Below are 22,441 nucleotides of genomic sequence, written 5' to 3'. Positions count from 1 at the left end.
AAAAGACCAAGAAGGACAGAACTTGTATGGCGACTGCATCGCCCGCTTCTGATTTTGCTCCGGTGGCGTCCCAGACTGCTGCCCCTGCCCGCACGCGCGATCCGCGTCTGGATTTCTATCGCGGCATCGCGATGTTCATCATCCTGATTGCCCATATCCCGAACGATCCGTGGGCCAAGTGGATTCCCGCGCGGTTCGGATTCTCAGACGCGACTGAAATTTTCGTTTTCTGCTCGGGCATGGCCTCGGCAATTGCATTTGGCGGCGCCTTTCTGCGCAAGGGCTGGTGGTTGGGCACTGCGCGCGTGAGTTTCCGCATCTGGCAGGTCTACTGGGCCCATATCTGCCTCTTCTTCTTCGTCGCCATGACCATGGCCGCGTTGGATCAGTCGGGATTATTCGAGAAAACCTATGTCTCATCCCTGAACCTGCAGCATTTCTTCAATGACCCTGCCTCGCAGATCGTGGGGCTGTTCACTTTGACCTATGTGCCCAACTACTTTGACATCCTGCCGATGTATCTGGTGGTGCTGGCGATGATGCCGCTGTTCATGGGGCTCCATCGCATCGGGTTCTGGGCGGTCGCATTGGCTTCGGTCACGATCTGGCTTGTCGCTCAATACGATTACCTTGATCTGCCTGCCGAGCCTTGGTCGGATCGCCAGTGGTTCTTCAACCCATTCGGCTGGCAATTGCTGTTCTTCACCGGATTCGCCTTCATGCGTGGCTGGATTCCGGCCCCTCCGGTGTCGAAAACCTTGATCTGGGCAGCGGTCCTGTTCCTGATTCTCTCGATGCCGTTTGGCTCGTGGAAGGTTTTCACATGGATCAATGCGGTAGCACCCGATCTGGCTGACGAAATCCGCAAGGTCTGGCCGGTAACAAAAGAATTCCGCAACAAGACCGACTTTGGCTTGTTCCGTTATCTGCATTTCCTTTCGCTGGCATATCTGGGCTGGGTGATCGCGGGTGAGCATGGCCATCGTCTGATCGCGACCGGCCAAGGGGCAGCCGCCAAGGTGTGGCAATCCCTGCTGACCGTCATCACCAAGGTCGGGCAGCAATCGCTTGCGGTGTTCGTATTTTCCATGGCTGCAGCACGGCTTATCGGCGTCGGACTGGATCTGAGTGGGCGGGATGTTGCCAGTGTTTTCGCTGCTAACATGATTGGCTTTGCCATGATCATCGGCGTGGCTTATCTGGCCGCTTGGTTCAAGTCTCATCCTTGGAAATCGAAGAAATGAATTTTACTCGTCGCGCATTTCTGGCCTCATCAACCGCTTTGGCCCTCGCCCCGGCAGCATACGCCACGGGTGGTGAGACTCCGTTTAGCCGGGAAGATGTCATTGCCATGGCCCGCGATCTAGCCAGCCGCGACTATGCCGAGCGTGAGATGGTTCCACAGGAATGGCAGGACCTGACGTACCAGCAATATCGCTCAATCCGATTCCGGCTGGACCGTGCGCTTTGGTACGAGACCGAGACGCCCTTCAACGTCGATTTCTTTACCCCGGGCCTGTATTTCCCACGCACCGTGAAGGTTTCGACGGTCGAGGACGGGATCAGCACACCTGTCGCCTTCGATCTGGCAATGTTTGACAAATCCGAGGACGTGCCCGAGCTGCCCATCGACGACACGCTGGGCTTTTCCGGCCTGCGCCTACGCACCGAAATGCACCGTCCCGGCAAAACCGATGAGTTCTGCGTCTGGCAGGGCGCCAGCTATTTCCGCGCCATCGGCTTACACGAGGTGTATGGCCTGTCCGCCCGTGGTCTGGCGCTGAAGACCGGCGATCCGGATGGTGAGGAGTTCCCAGAATTCATCCGGTTCTGGCTGGAACGCCCCAAACCGGGTCAGCGCGCTATGGTTGTGCACGCTCTGATGGACAGCCCCAGCGTCACCGGCGCGTACCGCTTCGACGTCACCGCCGGTGCGGATTGCGAGATGAATGTCGAGGCTACGCTGTTTCCGCGCACCGAACTGACCCATGTCGGTATCGCGCCCGGCACATCGATGTTCCTGTTTGACCAAACCAACCACAGCCGCTTCGACGATTTTCGCCCCGCCGTACATGACAGCGATGGTCTGTTAATCCGCAATGGTGCCGGAGAAGTCCTGTGGCGGCCGTTGGCAAACCCGACCCGACTGCAAATCTCGTCTTTCGTGGATACCAATCCACGCGGATTTGGTCTGATGCAGCGAAAGCGAGAGTTCTCGGACTATGCAGACCTTGAGGCGAATTACCACAAACGCCCCGGTCTGTGGGTCGAGCCCAATGAAGATTGGGGCAAAGGTACTGTCACGCTAGTTGAAATTCCGGCGGATCAGGAGATCTATGACAACATCGTCGCCTATTGGCGCCCGATGCAGCCTTACATTGCGGGCAGTCAAATTGACCTCTCGTATCGTCTGGTCTGGGGGGAGGAGCCCCAACGCACACCAATGCCGCGCGTGATCAACACCGCGATGGGCGACAATACCTTTGGCGATGGCCGTCTTGCCGTGATCGATTTTGAAGACAGCGATCTGTTCGATGACCTCGATGCAATCACCGTCTTCGTGGATTCGCCGCATGCCGAAACGTCTGACGGTGTGCTGCAGCGTAATCCCGACACAGGCGGTCTGCGACTGGCATTCTCGTTCGAATCGGGTGAACGAAACCACGTGGAGCTGCGCGCGCAGCTGTTGAAAGACAAACAGCCGGCCTCTGAAGTCTGGCTTTACCGTTGGACTTCATGAGCCGCGATCTTCATATCATGCCGCCAGAGGCCCCGCTGGCGATGCCAGCGCAGAACTTTGCGCAAGGATTTCGTGACGCGCAAGTGCCTGCGGGCGGTCGGAAAGTTTCTGCCGGGTTCTGGCGTGCGCTGGCTTTCTCTCCGGCGATGGCCGCGGCTCTGGGCTTGCTCTGGGTCATGTCCGATTGGTTCAGCGCCGAAGGGATCAATCTGGTCGAAGCCATCCTGCTGACGCTGATCTCGTTCAACTTCTTCTGGATTTCTTTTACCGTCTGCACCGTATTGTTGGGCATGGTCTCGCTGTCCCGACAGGAACAGCCAAAACGTGAAGGCCGTCTGCAACCCTTGCGCGTGGCGCTATTGACACCCGTCTATAACGAGGTGCCATGGAACGTGCTGGGTAACGCCCGCACGATGCTTGAGGACCTACAGAAACGCGGTGATCAGCACCACTATGCGATGTTCATTCTGTCCGACACGCGCGACCCCGAGATCGCGGCACAAGAACAGGCCAGCGTCGAAGCAATGCGGACAACCTTGGCGCCAGGCCTTGAGCTCTACTACCGCCGACGTCCCGCGAACACCGATCGCAAGGTGGGCAACATCGCAGATTGGGTCAGCCGTTGGGGCGCGGATTGGGACGCGATGCTGGTGCTGGATGCCGACAGCCTGATGACCGGTCGCGCAATTAGGCGTCTGACCGACGCGCTGGCGCGCGACCCCCGCGCGGGACTGATCCAAAGCTATCCGCAACTAATCGGCGCGCAATCGGTCTTTGCCCGAATGCAGCAGTTCGCCAATGGCGTCTATGGGATTGCCTTTGCCGAAGGCCTTGCACGGTGGTGCGGGCAAGAGGGCAACTATTGGGGCCACAATGCCATCATTCGCACCCGCGCATTTGCATCAAGTGCTGGTCTGCCCAAACTGCGATCGCTCAGCGGGCAGGACAAGCTGATCATGAGCCACGATTTCGTCGAGGCCGGTCTGTTGCGCCGCGCCGGATGGGCCGTGCGTTTCCTCCCGCGTATCCGCGGCTCGTATGAAGAGACACCACCCACCCTTATCGACCACGCCATGCGCGATCGCCGCTGGTGTCAGGGCAACCTGCAGCACTTGAAACTGCTGGGTTCGACCGGGTTCCGGGCTGTGTCACGGTTCCACATGTTCCACGGCGCAGTGGGATATCTGATGTCACCGCTGTGGTTTGCCCTGCTGGTGATGTGGGCACTGATCGGTCAGGGGGAAGAAGCCTCGGTCCTGCATTATTTCAGCCCGGACAACCCGTTGTTCCCGCAATGGCCCGAGATGTCCGAGACGCGCCATGTGCTGATCATTCTGGTGATGTACGCCATGTTGCTGGCCCCCAAAGTTCTGGGCGTGGCAGCCCTGCCGCTCAGCGGTGTGCGTTATTCCGATTTTGGCGGAACGCGCAAGTTCTTCACCTCGTTTCTATCCGAGGTTGTCCTGTCGATCCTCTATGCTCCCATTCTAATGGTGCAACAGATGATCGCCGTATTCCGCACCGCTTTTGGTATCCAAAAGGGCTGGTCCCCGCAGGCCCGTGACGGCGGCAGCTATGGGTTGCGCACGCTGATACTGTGCCACGCGTTGGAAACCGTCAGCGGCGCGGCGCTGGGTGTTGGTATCCTTGCCGGCCTGGTTTCGGTCTGGCTGGCCCCGATTGCAATCAGCCTTGCGCTGGCGATCCCGCTGTCTGCACTCAGCGGCGTATCGGCGGGCGCTGCGCGCCGCATGGTCGGAATGCGTGAAGATTTCAGCGAGCCCGCCATCACACGCTCGGCCCGCCGCTATCGAGATGAGCTGAAACGCGTGATCGAGGGCAAGGGCATCGTCACCCCGGCAGAATAATCAGCTGCCGGGCAACCCTTCGTACCAATCCACCATCATGTCGGCCCAACCTTTGGGTACAGTATGACCGCCGGGGAACAATGCAAATTCCAGTGCGCTGCCTTCAGCGCAACCCATCCAGTTCCGACGCATGAACTGGCCCGTGGTTGAAAACCCGCTGGGTTTGGTATCAACACATTCATTGGCAATGCGCCAGATTTCCAATCCTGCGAAGATATCACCTTGATGGTACATTCCTCCGCCCAGAAGACGACCCTCAAGCGGCACCACATTGTCGGTCCAGCCATGGGTGTGGAACATCCGAACCGGTCCCTCACAGGCCTCGGGGTGCGGACGCCAGAATCCGCCTGAAACAGGCACGTAGGCCGAAAAGGTTTCGGGCGCTTCGCAGGCGAGATAGTTTACCATAAAACCCCCGGCTGAGAATCCACCTAAAACCACTCGATCGCTGTCGATACCGAACCGCTGTGCCGCATCTTCGACCGCTTCGTTTAGAAACGCCGTCTCATTACGATCTCCGAAACCAGGGTAGAAGTTCCAGCTTTTGGTGCCGCCACGGTCGGGCCGTTCCAGACCTTCAGGCGCCATCACGGCATAGCCGCGCGCGATCAAAGGGGCGACCATACCGCGGTTATTCATGGTTCCGCTGCCACTTCCGCCATACCCGTGCAGGAAAACCACCAAAGGCGGGTTGTCAGCGTCCGGGAGTTCGATGTGATACTCACCCGAGGTGGTTTCACAAGTTCCCTCGTCTGGTCCACACGCGGCAAGCGCCGCTTGCCCCGCAACTGCCAGGCAGAATGACACCCAGTAATGCGTCTTCATCACGTCCCCTCTGAAAAAGCCTCAACCGGTAACCCGGCGCGCACCCAACCCGGCCCAGCGGCCGAGCCAAGCATCCCCTCGGGCACGTCAATGACATTTGTAAAACCAGCTTTAGTGAGTTGATTGCTCAACCGCGCCGACCGGACCCCACGGGCACAGATCAACGCAACAGGAGCTGAAGTATTGCCATCCGTCAGCTGCGCCAGCGCTTGCACGAAATCCTCGCGACGCATGTCCAGCGGCTGTGCGCCCTGACCAATGCCAGTGGCGCGCCATTCGCGCGGAGTGCGAATATCCACCAAAAGAATGTCCCCCGCTACTGCCTTCTGATGGGCCTTGGCGACATCCAGTTGATCGCCCGAATAATCCTGCGGAATCAACCGGTATTCGCGTATCGCGAATCCCGCGCCAATGGCAGCGATTCCGCCCAGCACAACCCACCTTCGGGTACGGTTATTCGTATCCGCCATACGGCGTTCTCCTGCAGTAACAGGTTGTATTTATCACACGCAAAATCGTAGCGCTTTCGGGAAATTCGACCACCAGATCAAGTTCACGTCATTATCTCGCTGGTAAATAACACCAAAGCAGGTAACTCCTACCCAATATGTGTCCTTTAAAACCTTTCAAAACCTTGCAATTTCCGAGCAGTCAATAAATTATCCCTAGCAAATCAGTCATCTTGACCGCCCAGATCGGAGTATCGCACTTGTCCCTATTCCTTATCGCGGCCCTTCCCTTCCTCGGAGCTGTCTTTCCAGCCCTGCTGATCCGGGCAGGACGAAACGCAGCGGCATCGGCGGCGGGGTTGACCACGTTCCTGGCTCTTATGGGATTGCTGATCCACATCCCAAGCGTGATGCGCGGAGACGTGGTGACCGCGCGGTTCGACTGGATACCGGGGCTGGGCCTGAACGCAAATTTCATGCTCGACGGGCTGGGGTTTCTGTTTGCGCTGCTGATCCTTGGCATTGGCCTGCTGATAATCCTCTATGCCCGGTTCTACCTGTCACGCGAAGATCCGATGGGGCAGTTCTATACCTATCTGTTGCTGTTTCAGGGTGCGATGGTCGGGATCGTTCTATCTGACAATATCCTTCTTTTGCTTATTTTTTGGGAGCTTACGTCACTCAGTTCATTTCTTCTAATCGGATATTGGAAGCACCTGCCCGAGGGGCGGCAAGGTGCGCGCATGGCGCTGGCTGTTACCGGTTCAGGTGGTCTTGCGATGATCGCCGGAATGCTGATCCTGGGTAACATCGTAGGATCCTATGACCTGAGCGATATCCTGCAAAACAAGGAGCTGATACAGGCCTCGCCCTATTATCTGCCTGCACTGATCCTGATCCTTTTGGGGTGCTTTACCAAATCCGCGCAGTTCCCATTCCATTTCTGGCTGCCACACGCCATGGCCGCGCCTACCCCGGTTTCAGCCTATCTGCACTCGGCCACCATGGTGAAGGCCGGGCTGTTCCTGATGGCGCGGATGTGGCCCGTTCTGGCGGGCACCGATGCTTGGTTCTATATCGTGGCGACGACCGGACTGGTCACCATGCTGCTGGGCGCGGTGATTGCGCTGTTCAAAGATGATCTTAAGGCGTTGCTGGCGTTTTCGACGGTCTCTCATCTGGGTCTGGTGACGATGCTGCTGGGTTTTGGCACCAAGATTGCGGCGGTTGCCGCCATCTTCCACATCATCAACCACGCGACCTTCAAGGCCGCCCTCTTCATGACTGCCGGTATCATTGACCACGAAACCGGGACGCGTGATATCAAACGACTGGGTGGGCTGCGCCACCTGATGCCAATCACCTTTACGATCGGCACCATCGCGGCCCTGTCGATGGCCGGGCTGCCACCGTTGAACGGGTTCCTCTCGAAAGAGATGATGCTTGAAGAGACGGTTCACACCACCTGGCTGCATTCGCACTATCTGGTGCCAGGGCTGGCGCTGCTGGCAGCACTATTCTCTGCAGCCTATTCCTTCCGCTTTGTCGGTCACGTGTTCCTGGGGCCTGCGCGGGAAGACTATCCCGCGCATCCACATGACCCGCCTGTTGGTCTTTGGTTGGCGCCAGCTTTCCTTGTGGTCCTGGTTGTTGTGATCGGCCTTTATTCGGCGGCCATCGTCGGCCCGCTGGTCGCGGTTGTATCCAGTGCCGTGATTGGTGGCGAAAAGCTGCCCTATTATTCACTGAAGCTGTGGCACGGCTTCACGCCCGCGCTTTATATGTCCGCGGTCGCGACGTTGGGCGGCCTGTTCCTGTTGTCGCTGCACAAACGCGGTGAACGGCTTTGGAATGCGCTGCCTCGACCCGAGGCTAAGGTGATATTCGAGGCGATCATCGGGGCACTGACCCGCATCAGCCGTTGGTTTACAGATGAGCTGCATAATGGCGTGATCAGCCGCTACGCCATCATCTTTGTCGCGTTCACGGTCGGGCTTGGCTACTACGCCTACTCGACTGGTACAATTGGTGTTGAAACGCGCATTCCACTGCCAGCGCAACCGATCCCGATTGTGGGCTGGATTTGCCTAGTGGGTGCGACGCTGGCAATCATGTGGTTCCACCGCAACCGGCTGCTTTCGCTGGTGTTGATCGGAGTGGTTGGCCTGATCATTTCCATGGCCTTCAACTACCTCTCGGCACCTGATCTGGCGCTAACCCAGATCTCGGTCGAGGTCGTGACGATGATCTTGCTGCTGCTTTCGTTGAACTTCCTACCGACCGAAACACCATGGGACAGCAGCGCGGCCCGCCGCTGGCGCGATGCCGCGATTTCAGTTGTCGCCGGTATCGGCTCGGGCGCGTTGATCTACGCCCTGATGATGCGGGATTTCGCCTTTCCCACGATTTCAGAGTTTCATTTGGCCAACTCGTACAAAGGCGGCGGGGGCACCAACGTCGTGAATGTGATCCTCGTCGACTTCCGGGGCTTTGATACCTTTGGCGAGATCATCGTGCTGGGCATCGCCGCGCTAATCATCTTCGCCCTGACCGAGTCGGTACTGGGCACCAACGTGCGCGGCTACCTGCTGAACCGCAAACCGCATTGGCCGCAATCGGGCGACTCGCACCCGCTAATGATGGTTGTCGCCACGCGGGTTATGATGCCCATCGCCCTTATGGTTGGCGCCTACATCTTCTTCCGCGGCCATAATCAGCCCGGAGGCGGATTTATCGCAGGCCTCATCGTCGCCATCGCCTATCTGATGCAATACATGGCAAGCGGGTACACATGGGCCATCGAACGGCAGCGGTTCTATTATCATGGTACCATCGGCTGGGGCGTTTTGATTGCCGCCGCCACCGGTCTGGGTGCTTGGTTCAATGATCGTCCGTTCCTGACCAGTGATTTCGGGTATATCCACTGGCCCCCGCTGGAAGAGTTCGAATGGGCCACCGCAATTCTGTTCGATACCGGCGTCTTCCTCGCGGTATTGGGTGCTGTGATGCTGGCACTCGACAGCCTGTCGCGCTTTGCATGGCAGCCCGGAATGGCGCAGGAATTCCCGATGGATATCAACCCTCTGCGGGACGACCCTCCTGAAGAAGAACAAGAGAAGGAGCAGGTCTGATGGAAGCGCTCGTAGCCTCTGCAGTTGGCGTCATGACTGCCGCCGGGATTTTCCTGATCTTGCGTCGACGGACGTTCCCTGTGATTCTTGGCCTGTCATTGCTGACCTATGCCGTGAACGTGTTCCTGTTTGCCACTGGCCGGTTGGCGCTGAATGCACCAGCCGTTTTGAACAAATACGAAGACGTGCCCTATACCGATCCGCTCCCGCAGGCGCTGGTACTGACGGCCATCGTAATCTCGTTCGGGATGACAGCGGTCATCGTCATGATCGCGCTTTCGGCCTATCTGTCCTCGAAAGATGACCATATCGACATGAGCGCAAGCGACAGCGTGGACGCGCCGGGAGAAGACGCATGAACCACTGGATCGTTGCGCCGATCGTCCTTCCCGCGATCCTGGCCCCGTTCATCATCATGGTCCTGCGATACCATCTGGACCTGCAGCGCATCTTTTCGGTTGCAGGTGTAGTGGCGCTGTTGGGCATCGCGTTGACCATCACTTCGCAGGCCACGACCGGGGAAATCCAAGTCTATGAGCTGGGTGATTGGCCTGCTCCATTCGGTATCGTGCTGGTGCTGGACCGGATGTCGGCGATGATGGTTCTGTTGACCGCTTTGCTGGCCCTGCCAATTGTGCTTTACGCTATCGGATCGGGATGGGATGACAGGGGCAAGCATTTCCATGCCTTATTCCATTTCCAGCTCATGGGGGTATGCGGAGCCTTCCTGACCGGCGACGCCTTCAACCTGTTCGTTTTCTTCGAAGTTCTGCTGATCGCATCCTATGGCCTGATGACCCATGGGGGCGGTGCCGTGCGACTGAAAGCCGGCGTGCAATACGTCACCTATAACTTGCTGGCATCGACCTTGTTCCTGTTTGCGCTCGGGACAATCTATTCTGTGACCGGCACACTCAACATGGCTGATCTTGCGGTCCGCGTGGCAGAAATTCCACCGGAAGACACAGCGCTTCTGCGCGTAGGTGCTGTGCTGTTGTTATTGGTCTTCTGCGTCAAGGCCGCCGTGCTGCCCCTGCATTTCTGGCTGCCCGCAAGCTACGCCAATGCGCCGCTGCCTGTGGCCGCTTTGTTCGCGATCATGACCAAGGTTGGTGCCTATTCTATCCTGCGGGTCTACACTCTCGCCTTCGGACCAGACGTTGCCGTGACCGAAGGGTTGGTCGGCGCATGGTTGCAGCCTGCGGCGCTGGTAACACTTGCGGTCGGGGCCATTGGCATCCTGGGTTCGCAGCATATCGCACGCATGGTCGCCTTTTGCGCCATCACCTCGATGGGTACGCTGTTGGTTGCCATCTCGCTGTTCAGCGAAGTCGCAACAGCTGCGGCGTTGTATTACATTTACCACTCAACCCTTGCCACAGCGTTGTTATTCCTTGTGGCGGACATGGTAATGGAACGTCGTGGTGGGGCTATTACTCCGACGAATCCGATGCCTCAAACTGGTTTGGTTGCGGCTTTGTTCTTCGTTGGCGGAATTGCGATGGCCGGTATGCCGCCACTTTCTGGCTTTGTCGGCAAGCTGCTTGTTCTGGACGCCTCTAGGAATGCTCCGGATGCAAATGCAGTCTGGGCGGTTATTCTTATCGGATCGTTTATTACCATCGTCGGGCTGGCCCGCGCGGGAACACTGATATTCTGGAAATGCTATGATGCGCAGGTCGTTCCACCTGTTGAGGCTGTACGCGATGAGGGCACTGAGACCACGATGTCAGCACCCGAGCCGCACCCAGGTCTTGCCTTCACTGCGGTCTTTGGCGCGGTTCTTGGTCTTGTTCTGCTGACGCTGTTTGCGGGCCCCGCCCTGGAGTACACCAACAAGACAGCAGAACAATTGTTTACACCCGAGAACTACATCTCGGCCGTGCTGGGGAGGGAAGAATGATCAAGCTGCTGCACCGGATATTTCCCCACCCTCACCTGACCATTCTGCTGACGATTGTCTGGGTACTGCTGGCAAACAAACCGTCACTGAATTCGCTTGTGTTTGGGTTGCTTCTGGGGGTCATTATTCCTTTCATCACGCAGCCCTACTGGCCCGATCGACCCAAGCTGCGCAATTGGCCGATGGTCATTGAATACATGCTAGTGGTTTTGTGGGACATCGTGATAGCAAACATAACGGTTGCCCGGATCATCCTATTTAAACGGGATGCCGATCGTCAGCCCGCGTTTGTCAGCATTCCTCTGGAACTGAGAACGCCCGAGGCGATCACAGTGCTTGCCGGCACGATCACCATGACGCCGGGCACCGTCAGTTGCGACCTGTCTGCACAAGGGCATAACCTGCTGGTTCACTGTCTGGACGCGCCAAACCCCGAAGACGTGCGGGATGAAATCAAGCACCGCTACGAGCGTCGCCTCAAGGAGATTTTCGAATGATCGAATATGCGATTTCCTTTGCATTTGTCTGTTTCGGAGCGGCAATCATGATGTGTCTGTGGCGGATCATCACCGCAGATGGCGTTGGCACTCGCGTGTTGGCATTGGATACGATGGTGATCAATACCATCGCCCTGATGATCCTTTACGGCCTGAGATTGGGCACCGAGATATTCTTTGAGGCCGCCATGATCATCGCCATGCTGGGCTTTGTCTCAACCGTTGCCTATGCGCGCTTTATGCTGCGCGGCAATATCATCGAGTGAGGGCAGTATGACATTCATCTTCGAACTGCTCATCGCCTTCTTCCTGATCGTCTCGGGTATCTTTGGCTTTGTCGGATCTTTCGGCATGATCAAGCTTAAGGACCCGATGTCACGCCTGCATGCGCCGACCAAAGCGACGACGCTGGGTGTTGGGGGCGTGCTGCTGGCGTCGATCACACATTCTGTATTGCTCGAAGGCAAGCTCTCGCTTCATGAGTTGCTGATCACGCTATTTCTGTTTTTAACCGCCCCGATCACGGCCCTGTTCATTGCCAAATGGCACATTCACCGTCATGAACAACCCAGCGATCTTCCGGATGCGGGCGAGGATGAGCTTTGGGCTACCCACGCAGTCGAGCAGGTCGAAGACGTCCCGGACCACAGCGCGAACTGAAATCAATGCACACACCTCCGCTGCCCCTGACCCGTGATCTGGTTCTGATTGGCGGGGGGCATACGCATGCGCTGCTGCTGCGGAAATGGGGAATGAACCCGCTGCCCGGCGCACGTGTAACCGTGATCAACCCGGGGCCGACCGCGCCCTATTCGGGAATGCTGCCGGGTTTTGTCGCGGGTCACTATCAGCGGTGGGAACTCGACATTGATCTGATCCGTCTGGCCCGTTTTGCTGGTGCGCGGGTGATACTGGGCGCAGTTGAAGGCATCGATTCTGACACGCGGCACGTTCATGTCCCCGGACGCCCACCGGTGGCGTTTGATGTCGCCTCGGTCAATGTCGGTATTACGTCCGATATGCCAGCTTTGCCCGGGTTTGCCGAACATGCTGTCCCTGCCAAGCCACTTGGCCCTTTCGCGGCGCGATGGCAGGGGTTTCTTTCGGAAACCGGGCCAGCCTCGATCGCCGTGATTGGCGGTGGCGTTGCCGGTGTTGAACTGGTCATGGCGATGGCATATGCACTGCGATCCAAAAGGCGCGAAGCGCGGGTCACGTTGATTGACAATGCCACCGCTTTGACAGCCGCAGTCCCCAAGGCCTCGGCCACGATCCGGCAGACAATGGAGCGCCTCGGGATCGAAGTTCTTGAGAACGCTTCGATTCAACAAATATCCGAGGGTCAGATTGATCTGATCGACGGCCGCCAAATCCCCGCCGAATTCATCACCGGCGCGGCGGGCGCGCGACCCTATGAGTGGATATCAGATAGTGGCCTCGCCCTTCATGATGGCTTCATCAATGTGAACGCATATCTGCAATCCAGTAATCCCACGATTTTTGCCGCCGGTGATTGTGCCCACCTGTCCGATAATCCACGCCCCAAGGCGGGTGTCTATGCGGTGCGCGAGGCGCCAGTTCTGTATGACAACCTGCGCTCGGCGCTGGGTGCAGGGCAAATGCGTCGCTATGTGCCGCAGAAGGATTATCTGAAACTTATATCGCTGGGTGGCAAGTCCGCACTGGCAGAACGGCTGGGGACTTCGTTCAGCGGGCCGCTCATGTGGAAATGGAAAAACCACATTGACCAGCGGTTCATGAACCGGTTCCGAAACCTGCCCAAGATGCCTGCCCCTGCCTTGCCTCGGCATTACGCGGCGGGGGTACAAGACGCGCTGGGAAAGAAACCCATGTGCGGTGGATGCGGCGCCAAGGTTGGCCGAGGGGCTTTGCAGGCTGCGCTGCGGGACGTTCCACAGCTCGATAGGCCGGACCTGACGCCCCTGCCGGGCGACGACGCGGCGGTGTTGCGAACGGGCGATGCCCAACAGGTCATGACATCAGATCACCTGCGCAGCTTCACCAATGACCCCGCATTGATGACCCGCATTGCCGCCGTTCACGCGCTTGGCGACATCTGGGCGATGGGTGCGCAACCGCAAGCCGCAACTGCCACGATCATCCTGCCCCGCATGTCTGCTGAGCTTCAGCAGCGCACAATGGCCGAGATCATGCGTGTCGCCAGCGAAGTCATGCATCAGGCCGGGGCGGCGATCGTGGGTGGCCACAGCTCGATGGGTGACGAAATGACCGTTGGTTTCACGCTGACGGGGCTTTGCGAAGCCGAGCCCATCACGCTGGGTGGTGCAAAGCCCAATGACGCCCTGATCCTGACAAAACCGCTGGGCAGCGGCGTTCTGATGGCTGCCGAGATGGCGGGTCAGGCGAAAGGCGCTTGGGTCGCGGCGGCGTTCGAACAGATGGTACAGCCGCAAGCTGAGGCATCCCGCATCCTGCGTAACGCTCATGCAATGACCGATGTCACCGGGTTTGGTTTAGCCGGTCACTTGCAGGGCATGTGCGAAGCATCAGGGTGCGGCGCAACGCTCTTGCTTACCGCGATCCCGGTTATGGCAGGCGCAATGGAACTAAACGATCAGGGGATCCAATCCACGATCTATGCCGATAACCGCGCCATCACCCCGGAACTTCCGACCGGAGGCAAGGGCGACTTATTGTTCGACCCGCAGACAGCCGGAGGTCTTTTGGCAGCCGTCGCGGCTGAAGAGGCTGAACAACTATGCACCAAATTGCAGGCGGCTGGGTATCCTGCTGCCTTGATCGGTCACCTGAATGCGACGCCAGGTCTGCGCATTCAAAGCTGACCCAATATCTTTTCGATCCGAACCGCCATTGCTGACAGCCCAGCATCGTCGAGTGATGGGGCATCAATATGTGCGATCACCTCGGCACGCTGCGCTTTGCGCGATTTGGCGTAGGCCGGATCATAATGCTGTGCCATCAACGCCTGCGTCAGCCCGCGTTTGTCCCCGGCATCAATCATGTCCAGCCAACCGTCCACAACTTCATGGCCGCGGTGAAACCGCAAGGGCGACAATCGATCACGCAGTTGTTCGCTATCTGAAAGGATGTCGTCATATGCGGAAACCAGATAGGCAGCGCGCGCCTCGATCGGAGCCGTGATCTGGATGCGAGGTGCCGAACACAGCGCCGACCAAAGGCTGGGTGGAAGGATCAAGTTTCCGATCTTGGACGATTCAGCCTCAACCACGACAGGCCGCGCTGTGTCCAATCCACTCAGAGCAGCGGCCAAAGCGGATTCAAAGGCTTTCTGAGCAGGCTGACCACCTGGCCTTTCACCCAGCAGCGAACCCCGGTGATTGGCCAAACCTTCAAGGTCCAGCACTTGAACGCCAAGCGCCTGCAAATACGCCAACAGATCGGTTTTGGCCGTTCCGGTATACCCATCCAGCGCGACCAACCGATAGGGCAGCGCATCATCATAGAAGAATTGCTTTACCAGTCGACGATAGGTTTGGTACCCGCCCTCAACTGCCTCAGCCCGCCAGCCAATTTGTTGAAGCATCCATGCGAAAGACCCCGACCGCTGCCCCCCACGCCAGCAATAGACCAACGGCTTCCAGTCGCCCTCATGATGGCTGAGGTGTTTTTCAATGTGATCTGCCGCATTGCGAAACACCAGCGCAGCCCCAAGTTTCCGGGCCAGAAACGGGCTCTGCTGGACGTAGATCGTACCAACCCGCGCGCGTTCTTCGTTATCCAGAACCGGCAGATTGATCGCACCGGGCATGTGATCCTCGGCAAACTCGGCCGGGCTGCGCACGTCGATAATCGTATCAAACTTGTGGTCGTAGAGTTGCGGCAAACTGGAAAAATTCAAAGTCATGCCAGCGGTCTACCGTGCATGCGCGCGAAATAAAAGCGAGCGGTCGATCGCAACGTCGGAATGACGCTGCGATGAGCCATTGCAATACGATCTCGCTTGGGTAATGAACCTTCTATATTGGCTTCATACTGACATGGGACGTGCACTCAAATGGCACAACAGACCCCAAACACCCTCAAGAGCAAAGCACTGAGCGATCTCGGGGCGGGAAAGCTGCCGCAGGCGTTGAAAAAGGCGCAGTTGGGCATCAAGAAATTTCCCAAGGATTCAGATTACCAAGCCATCGCGGGTTTTGTGTTGACCGAGATGGAACGGTACAAGCAAGCCGTCCCGCATTTCGCCGCAGCATCGCGTATGAAGCCAGACGAAGCGCAATTTGTAGAAAATCTGGCCAATGCGTTGATGCAGACGGGCCAGATTCCGCGCGCGCTGTCTTATGCTGAACATAAGTTGCAGCAGTTCCCCGGCAACAAGGAGTTGACCCGGGTTATCGATGAAATCCAACTCAAAGGGCAGAATTGGCGTTTAATCATCGATCATGCCTCCCAAAAACTGGCAACTGACCCCGACAATGCCGATCTGCTTGCGTCGCGGGCCCGTGCATATGGGCAAATAGGATATGCACAGCATTGTTCTGAGGATATTTCACGAGCCTACGAGTTGGCGCCCGAAAACGAAGACATAGCCATCCGAAAAGCGGTTGATCTACATCAAACCGGGGACAAGGGCGGGTCCAGGCTGGTTTTACAGACTGTTCTTGACGCAAACCCTGCGTCTGCGGCAGCGCTCTACCAGATGTCGATGATTGCTAATGAAAAGCAATCAGAGCAACTTGCCAATGCTATCGAAATTGCCATTTCGCATAGCGACCATTCCGATTCACTGCTCGAGTTCGCAAAGGCGAATGTGACTTTGACACGCGATGGATTGAGTGCTGCGTTGCCTGAGTTCGCGCGCGCCAATGCAGCGCAGCATGATACCAACCCCTATAACTTCGCCTTGGAAGAGAAAAAGCAAAGCGATATTTGCAACCTTTTCTCCACAGATGGTCCAGTTGTGGCTGCGGATCATGATCGTGCCGCCAAGCCGATCTTTGTGATCGGGCAACCCCGTTCTGGCACCACATTGATGGAATTGATGCTGAGTTCCATTCCCGGTGTCGCGGGTTGTGGGGAACTTATGCTGGGGGCTGATCTCTCGCAGCCGTTTGTCGACTCGGGCGATCCGTTCGATGCAAAATCCGCATCGAAATTTGCACAGGAATTCCGCAGGCTGATGCCCCCGATCCCCAATGGTACAACTGCCTTCGTCGACAAGATGCCCCACAATTATCAGTGGATGGGTTTTCTGCTAACGGCCTTCCCGGATGCGCGTGTCATCAACATGATGCGCGACCCTCGGGATGTCGGTCTGTCCAAGTGGATCAGGCGTTTTCCGGAACCGGGGTTGCGCTATGCGTCGAACTTGCAGGCGATCGCCCATTCGGCCAACCTTTACAAGCGCTACATGGCGCGATGGGACAAGCTGTTCGGCAATCGTATCTTAACCGTTTCTTATGAAAATCTGGTCGCCGAGCCCGAGACTCACAGCAAAAGCATCGCCGCTTTCTGTGGCCTCGATTGGGACGTGCAGATGATCCACCCCGAGCAAAACACCAAACAGGTGCTTACCGCCAGCGTTGATCAGGTGCGCAAGAAAATCTCGACCGGGTCTATAGGGGGCTGGCGCGATGTCACCGATCACATTCAGCCCCTGCTAGAGGGCCTCGATCCGGCGCTTTGGCCTGAATATACGTTTGACTGAACCAAAAAAGGCCGCCTGCGAAAGGCGGCCTTACTGTTAGCGGTGAATGCTTCACTTCTGTTTGATACGCCCGTCCAGATACGGCTGATACGGGGCATTCTCGGCTAGGTATTCCGCCGTTACATCCGCCAGATCAGGTCCGAAGTCATAAGCATTCTTGTCTTCACCCGAGAACACGCTGTACCCATCGCCGCCGTTACGGACGTAGTTGTTTGTGACAACAAGATAGGTCGCTGCAGGATCAATAGGCTCATAGCCACCGCCATTGGCAACCATGACTTCGACGATCCGGCCTTCGTTCGGGGCAACCGACGCATCCCAGGTAAAGGTCATGCCCGCCACCTGTGGGAACCGGCCCTTGACCTCTTCGACCTGGCTTACACCGTTTTCGAGCGCGTCAATCACTCCCTGACCACTGATTTCAAAGGTCGAGAGTGTGTTCTGGAACGGTAGAACCGTCAGAACCTCGCCCATGGTTACTTCACCCGGATCGATCGAGGCGCGCAGCCCGCCGGAATTTGCGATTGCAAGTTGAACGCCTTGATCGGCAACCCGTGCAAGCATCGCGTCGGCAACTAGGTTGCCCATCTCGCATTCTTGAATGCGACAGATCGACCGGTCACCTTCGATCGAGGCCGCCGATTCAGCTACAACCTTGTTGCGAATCTCTTCCAGTGGTGCGGCCAACTCGGCGATGCGGTCCAGCGATCCCTGATCCTCAGCAACGGCGTTGTCCATGATCAACGGCTCACCGGCTGCCGAGACAACATTGCCATCATCATCGAAGGTCACGTTCAGTTCGCCCAGGAACTTGCCATAAGCATAGGCCTGTACGATCTGCACCCCGTTCACAACAGTTGGGTACGGCCCCACAGCCTTGTCCGATGTGTTCGACAGGTAGGTGTTAGAATGCCCGCCCACGATCACGTCGACACCTGTGGTTTCCTGCGCCACGCGCTGATCCACACCATATCCTGAGTGGCTGAGAACAATGATCTTGTTCACACCTTCACCGGTCAACTTGTCCACTTCAGCCTGAACCGCAGGTGCTGGGTCCGAGAAGGTGATATTCGGGCCAGGCGAGGCGAGGTCATGCGTGTCTTCCGGTGTCAGACCAATCAGGCCAATCTTTTCACCACCCACTTCGATCACAGTGGATTTCTTGATTTTGTCAGTCAGAAGCTCTTCATCCGCGATATCCGCATTCGACATCAGCACCGGGAAATCGACCGAATCGATAAATCCGCGTAGAATTTCGGGGCCGTCATCAAACTCGTGGTTACCCACTGTCATCGCGTCATAGCCGAGCTTATTCATAAATTCGGCAGCAACTTTGCCTTTGTAGTAGGTGTAGAACAATGAGCCCTGAAACTGGTCTCCCCCATCCACAAGGATCGAGTTTTCAGCCCGGCCACGCGCGTCTTCGACCGCAGTCACCAAACGCGCCGAACCGCCAAAGCACTTACCTTCGGCGTTGTCTTCATCCCCACAACCACTGTCATATTTGTTGATCGGCTCAATGCGCGAGTGAAAATCATTGGTATGCAGGATCGTTAGCTTGTACTCAGCAGCGGCCATGCCTGCAGTTAGGCCGAGTACCGCTGCAGAAGCGAGAAAACGAGTGAACATCTTAAAACTCCCTATCGTTGTTTTTCGTGATCGTGCGCCGTGCATCGCAAAGAGTCAAAGGGGGAAATCCGGCTTGATTCCATCTGCTGCGCGGGGCATCAGACCGATATGCTGATTTACAAGATTTTCCGGGCCGACGAGTGGGCCCATTTGCAGGCGCAAGGCGCCTCAGACGGTGCGCCCATTGATGTGGCCGATGGTTTTGTCCACTTCTCGACCGCTGAACAAGCAGCCGAAACTGCAGCAAAGCACTTCGCCGGTGTCGAAGGGCTGACGCTGTTGGCTTGTGAGGCGGATTCCATGGGGGGCAATCTGAAATGGGAAACCTCGCGCGGTGGTGCGCTGTTTCCCCATCTCTATCGCCAGATTCGCATCAGCGATGTGGTGTGGTCTTGCGACCTGCCTTTTGATGGTAAAACACATCAATTTCCGGAGGAGATGGCATGACGACAGCATCCCTGATCTGGCGTTCCTGCAGAAATAAGGCCCTGGCCGGATGAAACTGACCGAGAAACTTGGGCTGGCTGCCCTGCATCGTTTGGATCCTGAAGTTGCTCATGGGTTGTCGATCAAGGCCTTGAAGTCCGGTCTTGCACCGTCGCCCGGACCGGTAACGTCTGAGCGGTTGAAAACACAAGTGGCCGGGCTTGATCTACCCAACCCAGTCGGTTTAGCCGCCGGTTTCGACAAGAATGGTGAGGTTCTTGGCCCGCTTTCCCGCGCTGGTTTTGGCTTTGTTGAAGTTGGTGCTGTGACGCCACGCCCTCAGCCCGGGAATCCAAAACCACGTCTGTTCCGGCTGACCGAAGACCGGGCTGCCATCAACCGTTTCGGTTTCAATAATGAGGGCATGGACGTGATGGCGGCCCGCCTTTCACACCGCCCCAAGGATGCGGTGATTGGCCTCAACCTCGGAGCTAACAAGGACAGCGACGACCGACCCGGCGATTTTGCAAAGGTTCTGGCCCATTGCGCCGCTCATCTGGATTTTGCCACGGTCAATGTTTCATCACCGAACACCGAAAAGCTGCGCGATTTGCAAGGCAAGGCTGCGCTGAGCGTGCTTCTGAGTGGAGTTATCAACACCCGCAACGCGCTGCCCCGCCCGCTACCCGTGTTCCTGAAAATTGCGCCCGACCTGACGGACGCTGAATTGCAAGACATCGCCGAGGTCGCGCGCGAGACAGGTGTCGATGCGGTGATCGCCACCAACACAACTTTGTCGCGCGAGGGATTGCATAGCCCGGACAAAGATCAGGCGGGCGGGCTTTCTGGTGCGCCGTTGTTCGAAAAATCGACACGCGTCCTGGCACAACTCAGCCAATTGACCAACGGAGATATTCCCCTGATCGGTGTCGGCGGTATCAGCACAGCCGAACAAGCCTATGCCAAGATTTGCGCAGGCGCGTCAGCGGTCCAATTCTATACAGCAATGGTTTATGGTGGAATATCTCTTGCCGCTGAAATCGCCAGCGGGCTGGACAGGCTTCTGGCGCGCGACGGGTATACATCCGTTGCGCAAGCAGTCGGCAGCAAGCGAAAGGATTGGCTATGATCGAGTATTGGCACAACCCGCGTTGTTCCAAATCGCACGCAGGTTTGGTTTTGTTGGAAGAAAACGGTGCAAAGGTCAAAGTTCGAAAGTACCTTGAAAACCCGCCCTCAACCAATGAGCTTAACCAGTTGCTGAAATCCCTTGGTATATCTGCGATCGAACTGATGCGGACCAGCGAAAAACAGTTCAAAAAACTGGGCCTGACCAAAACTTCTGCCGAAGAAACGCTGATCTCGGCAATGGCCGAGTATCCGATCCTGATCGAGCGACCGATTGCTATCGCGGGCGGCAAAGCCGCTATCGGACGCCCGCCAGAGAACTTGCTTGATGTACTTTAGGCGATCCGGGCCTCCAGTTTTGGATACCGCCATCCAAGCGTCACCCCGCGCGCGATGTTCAGAACCATCAGTGCCGCCCAAAGACCGTGATTGCCCAGGGTCGGTACAAGTACGAACAGGGCCACTACATAGATAACAACCGACTGTATCATCGCGTTGCGCATATCGCGGGTCCAGGTCGCCCCGATGTAGATACCATCAAACATCCAGCTTGCTACCCCGATGACCGGTGCCAGAGCAGCCCAATGCAGATACTCGCGTGCGGTCACTCGGACTTCGGGCGAAGTTGACATCAGATCAATCAGCGCAGGACCGGCCAGATAAAACACCAGCCCTAGTCCGACGGCCCCGCCAACACCCCATTGTGACGCCAGAACCGAGGCTCGCCTGACCTTTTGGCGGTCGCGCGCGCCAACAGCGCCACCCACCAATGCCTCGGCCGAGAAGGCGAAGCCATCCAGCGCGAAGGCGGTGATTTCGAGAAACTGCAGCAACACCTGATTGGCCGCCAGGTTCACATCACCCAGATCGGAACCTACAAACAGAAACGTAGTGAACGCGCCCGTCAGCAGAACCGAGCGCACCATGATATCGCCGTTTACCTGCATCATCCGACGAAGCCGGGCGAGATCAAATATCCGGGGCCAATCGCACCATTGCTTGCCGCCAAACGCATCACCACAAAGCCACAGGCCCAGCGCAAGGCCTGTCCATTCGGCAATCAGCGTCGCGATGGCGACGCCTTCAACGCCCCATCCCAGGCCAAGCACAAACCATAAATCCAGGGCGATATTCAGCCCGTTCATCCATATCTGCAGGACAAACACGCCCCGTGTTCGTTCGACCGCAATCAGCCATCCCGTAACCGCATAAAGGGCAATTGTTGCCGGAGCCCCCCAGATGCGAATCTCGAGATAGGCGCGCGTCAGGGATTCGACTTCAGCGCTGGCAGGCGACAGCGCAAAAGCCCCCATGAATACCCAAATCTGGGCGGCGATGAAGAACAGCCCTGCGACCCCGCCCAGCAGCAGGCCCCGCATCAGCAAAGCACCGGTTTCAGCGGTGTCCCCAGCACCGCGCGCTTGTGCCGCCAGCCCGGTAGTGCCCATTCGCAGAAAGCCGAAAATCCAGTAGATCGCCGACAGAATTACCGCCCCCATTCCGACCGCGCCGATCGGAGCAGCCAGCCCCATCTGGCCGACAACGCCCGTGTCCACCGCCCCAAGGATCGGGACGGTGGCATTGGACAACACAATCGGCAAAGCAATCTTCAGCACCCGCCTGTGCGTGAGGGGCGCGTTGGCGTGTTCCATGCTCACGCCTTGGATGTCGGAGATTGCGGCATCAGGAAATGCCCCGTGCCCTGGGCAAACAGTTTGGCGTGATTGTCCTGCCATGCCTCGACCCTGACCGAAGCATAGCGACGACCCGATCGGTTGATAAAGGCACGCGCATAGGCATCACGCGGTAACCCGGACCGCAGGTAGTCGACAGTGAAATCAATTGTCTTCGGGAACCGGATATTCTCATCCGTCAGAATATCATCGGCACCAATCTCGCCGCTCTCGATCCTTGGGAACATATGCTCCCAACTCAGCGTGATTACAGCGGTGACTTCAAGGAACGCTGCCGTCACCCCGCCATGAATGGCGGGCAGGAACGGGTTGCCGATCAGCTTGTCATCAAAATTCAGCACTCCGGTCAGCTCATCCCCGCGCCGATCAAAGGTGATGTTGAGGAATTGAATATACGGCACGCCTTCAACCAGCGCCGTCAGCGCGGCGTCACGGCGTTGTTTGACCAATTGCATAGGTTCAGGACGGGGACGCGCCATC

At 57.4% G+C, this 22,441-nt stretch carries 20 protein-coding genes; 14 read left to right on the top strand and 6 right to left on the bottom strand.

Annotated features, from left to right (window positions below):
• Positions 1-26 precede the first annotated feature (26 nt).
• From Q1B46_RS05400 to mdoH, 3 genes are read left to right on the top strand one after another with little or no spacing between them, the layout of a single operon-like run.
• Positions 27-1,244, top strand: coding sequence for an OpgC family protein (locus Q1B46_RS05400; RefSeq protein WP_299945580.1), 1,218 nt, complete (start codon positions 27-29; stop codon positions 1,242-1,244).
• Positions 1,241-2,740, top strand: a complete 1,500-nt coding sequence (locus tag Q1B46_RS05395; RefSeq protein WP_299945578.1) for a glucan biosynthesis protein G — start codon at positions 1,241-1,243, stop codon at positions 2,738-2,740. The genes Q1B46_RS05400 and Q1B46_RS05395 overlap by 4 nt, the downstream gene beginning before the upstream one ends.
• Positions 2,737-4,608: a glucans biosynthesis glucosyltransferase MdoH gene (gene mdoH / locus Q1B46_RS05390; RefSeq protein WP_299945576.1), complete on the top strand. Its 1,872-nt coding sequence runs from the start codon at positions 2,737-2,739 to the stop codon at positions 4,606-4,608. The genes Q1B46_RS05395 and mdoH overlap by 4 nt, the downstream gene beginning before the upstream one ends.
• Here the strand turns inward: mdoH and Q1B46_RS05385 are convergent, their stop codons facing one another.
• Both Q1B46_RS05385 and Q1B46_RS05380 read right to left on the bottom strand, forming a co-directional pair.
• A complete protein-coding gene (locus tag Q1B46_RS05385; RefSeq protein ID WP_299945573.1) occupies positions 4,609-5,433 on the bottom strand; it encodes an alpha/beta fold hydrolase in 825 nt (274 codons plus the stop codon).
• Positions 5,433-5,903, bottom strand: coding sequence for a rhodanese-like domain-containing protein (locus Q1B46_RS05380; RefSeq protein ID WP_299663963.1), 471 nt, complete (start codon positions 5,901-5,903; stop codon positions 5,433-5,435). Before Q1B46_RS05380 ends, Q1B46_RS05385 begins: the two co-directional genes overlap by 1 nt.
• A gap of 239 nt (positions 5,904-6,142) precedes the next feature.
• Between Q1B46_RS05380 and Q1B46_RS05375 the strand changes: the two genes are divergently transcribed.
• Genes Q1B46_RS05375 through selD form a run of 7 tightly spaced genes read left to right on the top strand, consistent with a single transcriptional unit; the run spans position 6,143 to position 14,238 of the window.
• On the top strand, positions 6,143-9,013 hold the full coding sequence (locus Q1B46_RS05375) for a monovalent cation/H+ antiporter subunit A (protein ID WP_299945569.1): 2,871 nt from the start codon (positions 6,143-6,145) through the stop codon (positions 9,011-9,013).
• A complete protein-coding gene (locus Q1B46_RS05370; RefSeq protein ID WP_074735349.1) occupies positions 9,013-9,372 on the top strand; it encodes a Na+/H+ antiporter subunit C in 360 nt (119 codons plus the stop codon). Before Q1B46_RS05375 ends, Q1B46_RS05370 begins: the two co-directional genes overlap by 1 nt.
• Positions 9,369-10,916 (top strand): monovalent cation/H+ antiporter subunit D, encoded by a 1,548-nt coding sequence (locus Q1B46_RS05365; RefSeq protein WP_299945566.1) that lies wholly within the window; start codon positions 9,369-9,371, stop codon positions 10,914-10,916. The genes Q1B46_RS05370 and Q1B46_RS05365 overlap by 4 nt, the downstream gene beginning before the upstream one ends.
• Entirely contained in the window at positions 10,916-11,413 is a 498-nt protein-coding gene (locus Q1B46_RS05360) for a Na+/H+ antiporter subunit E (RefSeq protein ID WP_299664042.1), read from the top strand. Before Q1B46_RS05365 ends, Q1B46_RS05360 begins: the two co-directional genes overlap by 1 nt.
• The gene (locus Q1B46_RS05355; RefSeq protein WP_299663972.1) at positions 11,410-11,679 is read left to right on the top strand and encodes a K+/H+ antiporter subunit F; all 270 of its coding nucleotides are present in this window, start codon (positions 11,410-11,412) and stop codon (positions 11,677-11,679) included. The genes Q1B46_RS05360 and Q1B46_RS05355 overlap by 4 nt, the downstream gene beginning before the upstream one ends.
• Before the next feature lie 7 nt (positions 11,680-11,686).
• The gene (locus Q1B46_RS05350) at positions 11,687-12,073 is read left to right on the top strand and encodes a Na+/H+ antiporter subunit G (RefSeq protein ID WP_299945564.1); all 387 of its coding nucleotides are present in this window, start codon (positions 11,687-11,689) and stop codon (positions 12,071-12,073) included.
• A gap of 5 nt (positions 12,074-12,078) precedes the next feature.
• Positions 12,079-14,238 carry a selenide, water dikinase SelD gene (selD, locus tag Q1B46_RS05345; protein ID WP_299945561.1) on the top strand — a complete coding sequence of 720 codons (2,160 nt, stop codon included), beginning with the start codon at positions 12,079-12,081 and terminating at the stop codon, positions 14,236-14,238.
• Here the strand turns inward: selD and mnmH are convergent.
• The gene (mnmH, locus tag Q1B46_RS05340; protein ID WP_299945559.1) at positions 14,229-15,281 is read right to left on the bottom strand and encodes a tRNA 2-selenouridine(34) synthase MnmH; all 1,053 of its coding nucleotides are present in this window, start codon (positions 15,279-15,281) and stop codon (positions 14,229-14,231) included. The two genes, selD and mnmH, sit on opposite strands and share 10 nt — an antisense overlap.
• Before the next feature lie 150 nt (positions 15,282-15,431).
• Between mnmH and Q1B46_RS05335 the strand changes: the two genes are divergently transcribed.
• Positions 15,432-17,084, top strand: coding sequence for a tetratricopeptide repeat-containing sulfotransferase family protein (locus Q1B46_RS05335; RefSeq protein WP_299945557.1), 1,653 nt, complete (start codon positions 15,432-15,434; stop codon positions 17,082-17,084).
• 51 nt (positions 17,085-17,135) lie between these two features.
• On the opposite strand, the gene Q1B46_RS05330 is transcribed toward Q1B46_RS05335, so the two are convergent.
• Entirely contained in the window at positions 17,136-18,713 is a 1,578-nt protein-coding gene (locus Q1B46_RS05330; RefSeq protein ID WP_299945554.1) for a bifunctional metallophosphatase/5'-nucleotidase, read from the bottom strand.
• 108 nt (positions 18,714-18,821) lie between these two features.
• On the opposite strand from Q1B46_RS05330, the gene Q1B46_RS05325 reads away from it, so the two are divergent.
• Genes Q1B46_RS05325 through arsC form a run of 3 tightly spaced genes read left to right on the top strand, consistent with a single transcriptional unit; the run spans position 18,822 to position 20,606 of the window.
• A complete protein-coding gene (locus Q1B46_RS05325) occupies positions 18,822-19,160 on the top strand; it encodes a DUF952 domain-containing protein (RefSeq protein WP_299945551.1) in 339 nt (112 codons plus the stop codon).
• Between the two features lie 49 nt (positions 19,161-19,209).
• Positions 19,210-20,268 (top strand): quinone-dependent dihydroorotate dehydrogenase, encoded by a 1,059-nt coding sequence (locus tag Q1B46_RS05320; protein WP_299945549.1) that lies wholly within the window; start codon positions 19,210-19,212, stop codon positions 20,266-20,268.
• Positions 20,265-20,606 carry an arsenate reductase (glutaredoxin) gene (gene arsC, locus Q1B46_RS05315; RefSeq protein WP_299945546.1) on the top strand — a complete coding sequence of 114 codons (342 nt, stop codon included), beginning with the start codon at positions 20,265-20,267 and terminating at the stop codon, positions 20,604-20,606. Before Q1B46_RS05320 ends, arsC begins: the two co-directional genes overlap by 4 nt.
• Here the strand turns inward: arsC and Q1B46_RS05310 are convergent.
• Both Q1B46_RS05310 and Q1B46_RS05305 read right to left on the bottom strand, forming a co-directional pair.
• On the bottom strand, positions 20,603-21,919 hold the full coding sequence (locus tag Q1B46_RS05310) for an MATE family efflux transporter (protein ID WP_299945544.1): 1,317 nt from the start codon (positions 21,917-21,919) through the stop codon (positions 20,603-20,605). The genes arsC and Q1B46_RS05310 overlap by 4 nt on opposite strands.
• Before the next feature lie 2 nt (positions 21,920-21,921).
• On the bottom strand, positions 21,922-22,440 hold the full coding sequence (locus tag Q1B46_RS05305) for a PaaI family thioesterase (protein WP_299945541.1): 519 nt from the start codon (positions 22,438-22,440) through the stop codon (positions 21,922-21,924).
• Position 22,441: the final 1 nt, after the last annotated feature.

Source organism: uncultured Ruegeria sp., from assembly GCF_947500045.1.
Lineage (GTDB): Bacteria > Pseudomonadota > Alphaproteobacteria > Rhodobacterales > Rhodobacteraceae > Ruegeria.
The sequence above is the reverse complement of the archived record's forward strand: the minus strand, read 5'-3'. Positions and strand labels throughout refer to the sequence as shown.

Coding starts and splice junctions, on each gene's coding strand:
- Q1B46_RS05400 (WP_299945580.1), top strand. CDS start 27: ATGGCGACTGCATCGCCCGCTTCTGATTTTGCTCCGGTGGCGTCCCAG.
- Q1B46_RS05395 (WP_299945578.1), top strand. CDS start 1,241: ATGAATTTTACTCGTCGCGCATTTCTGGCCTCATCAACCGCTTTGGCC.
- mdoH (WP_299945576.1), top strand. CDS start 2,737: ATGAGCCGCGATCTTCATATCATGCCGCCAGAGGCCCCGCTGGCGATG.
- Q1B46_RS05385 (WP_299945573.1), bottom strand. CDS start 5,433: ATGAAGACGCATTACTGGGTGTCATTCTGCCTGGCAGTTGCGGGGCAA.
- Q1B46_RS05380 (WP_299663963.1), bottom strand. CDS start 5,903: ATGGCGGATACGAATAACCGTACCCGAAGGTGGGTTGTGCTGGGCGGA.
- Q1B46_RS05370 (WP_074735349.1), top strand. CDS start 9,013: ATGGAAGCGCTCGTAGCCTCTGCAGTTGGCGTCATGACTGCCGCCGGG.
- Q1B46_RS05365 (WP_299945566.1), top strand. CDS start 9,369: ATGAACCACTGGATCGTTGCGCCGATCGTCCTTCCCGCGATCCTGGCC.
- Q1B46_RS05355 (WP_299663972.1), top strand. CDS start 11,410: ATGATCGAATATGCGATTTCCTTTGCATTTGTCTGTTTCGGAGCGGCA.
- Q1B46_RS05350 (WP_299945564.1), top strand. CDS start 11,687: ATGACATTCATCTTCGAACTGCTCATCGCCTTCTTCCTGATCGTCTCG.
- selD (WP_299945561.1), top strand. CDS start 12,079: ATGCACACACCTCCGCTGCCCCTGACCCGTGATCTGGTTCTGATTGGC.
- mnmH (WP_299945559.1), bottom strand. CDS start 15,281: ATGACTTTGAATTTTTCCAGTTTGCCGCAACTCTACGACCACAAGTTT.
- Q1B46_RS05335 (WP_299945557.1), top strand. CDS start 15,432: ATGGCACAACAGACCCCAAACACCCTCAAGAGCAAAGCACTGAGCGAT.
- Q1B46_RS05330 (WP_299945554.1), bottom strand. CDS start 18,713: ATGTTCACTCGTTTTCTCGCTTCTGCAGCGGTACTCGGCCTAACTGCA.
- Q1B46_RS05325 (WP_299945551.1), top strand. CDS start 18,822: ATGCTGATTTACAAGATTTTCCGGGCCGACGAGTGGGCCCATTTGCAG.
- Q1B46_RS05320 (WP_299945549.1), top strand. CDS start 19,210: ATGAAACTGACCGAGAAACTTGGGCTGGCTGCCCTGCATCGTTTGGAT.
- arsC (WP_299945546.1), top strand. CDS start 20,265: ATGATCGAGTATTGGCACAACCCGCGTTGTTCCAAATCGCACGCAGGT.
- Q1B46_RS05310 (WP_299945544.1), bottom strand. CDS start 21,919: ATGGAACACGCCAACGCGCCCCTCACGCACAGGCGGGTGCTGAAGATT.
- Q1B46_RS05305 (WP_299945541.1), bottom strand. CDS start 22,440: ATGGCGCGTCCCCGTCCTGAACCTATGCAATTGGTCAAACAACGCCGT.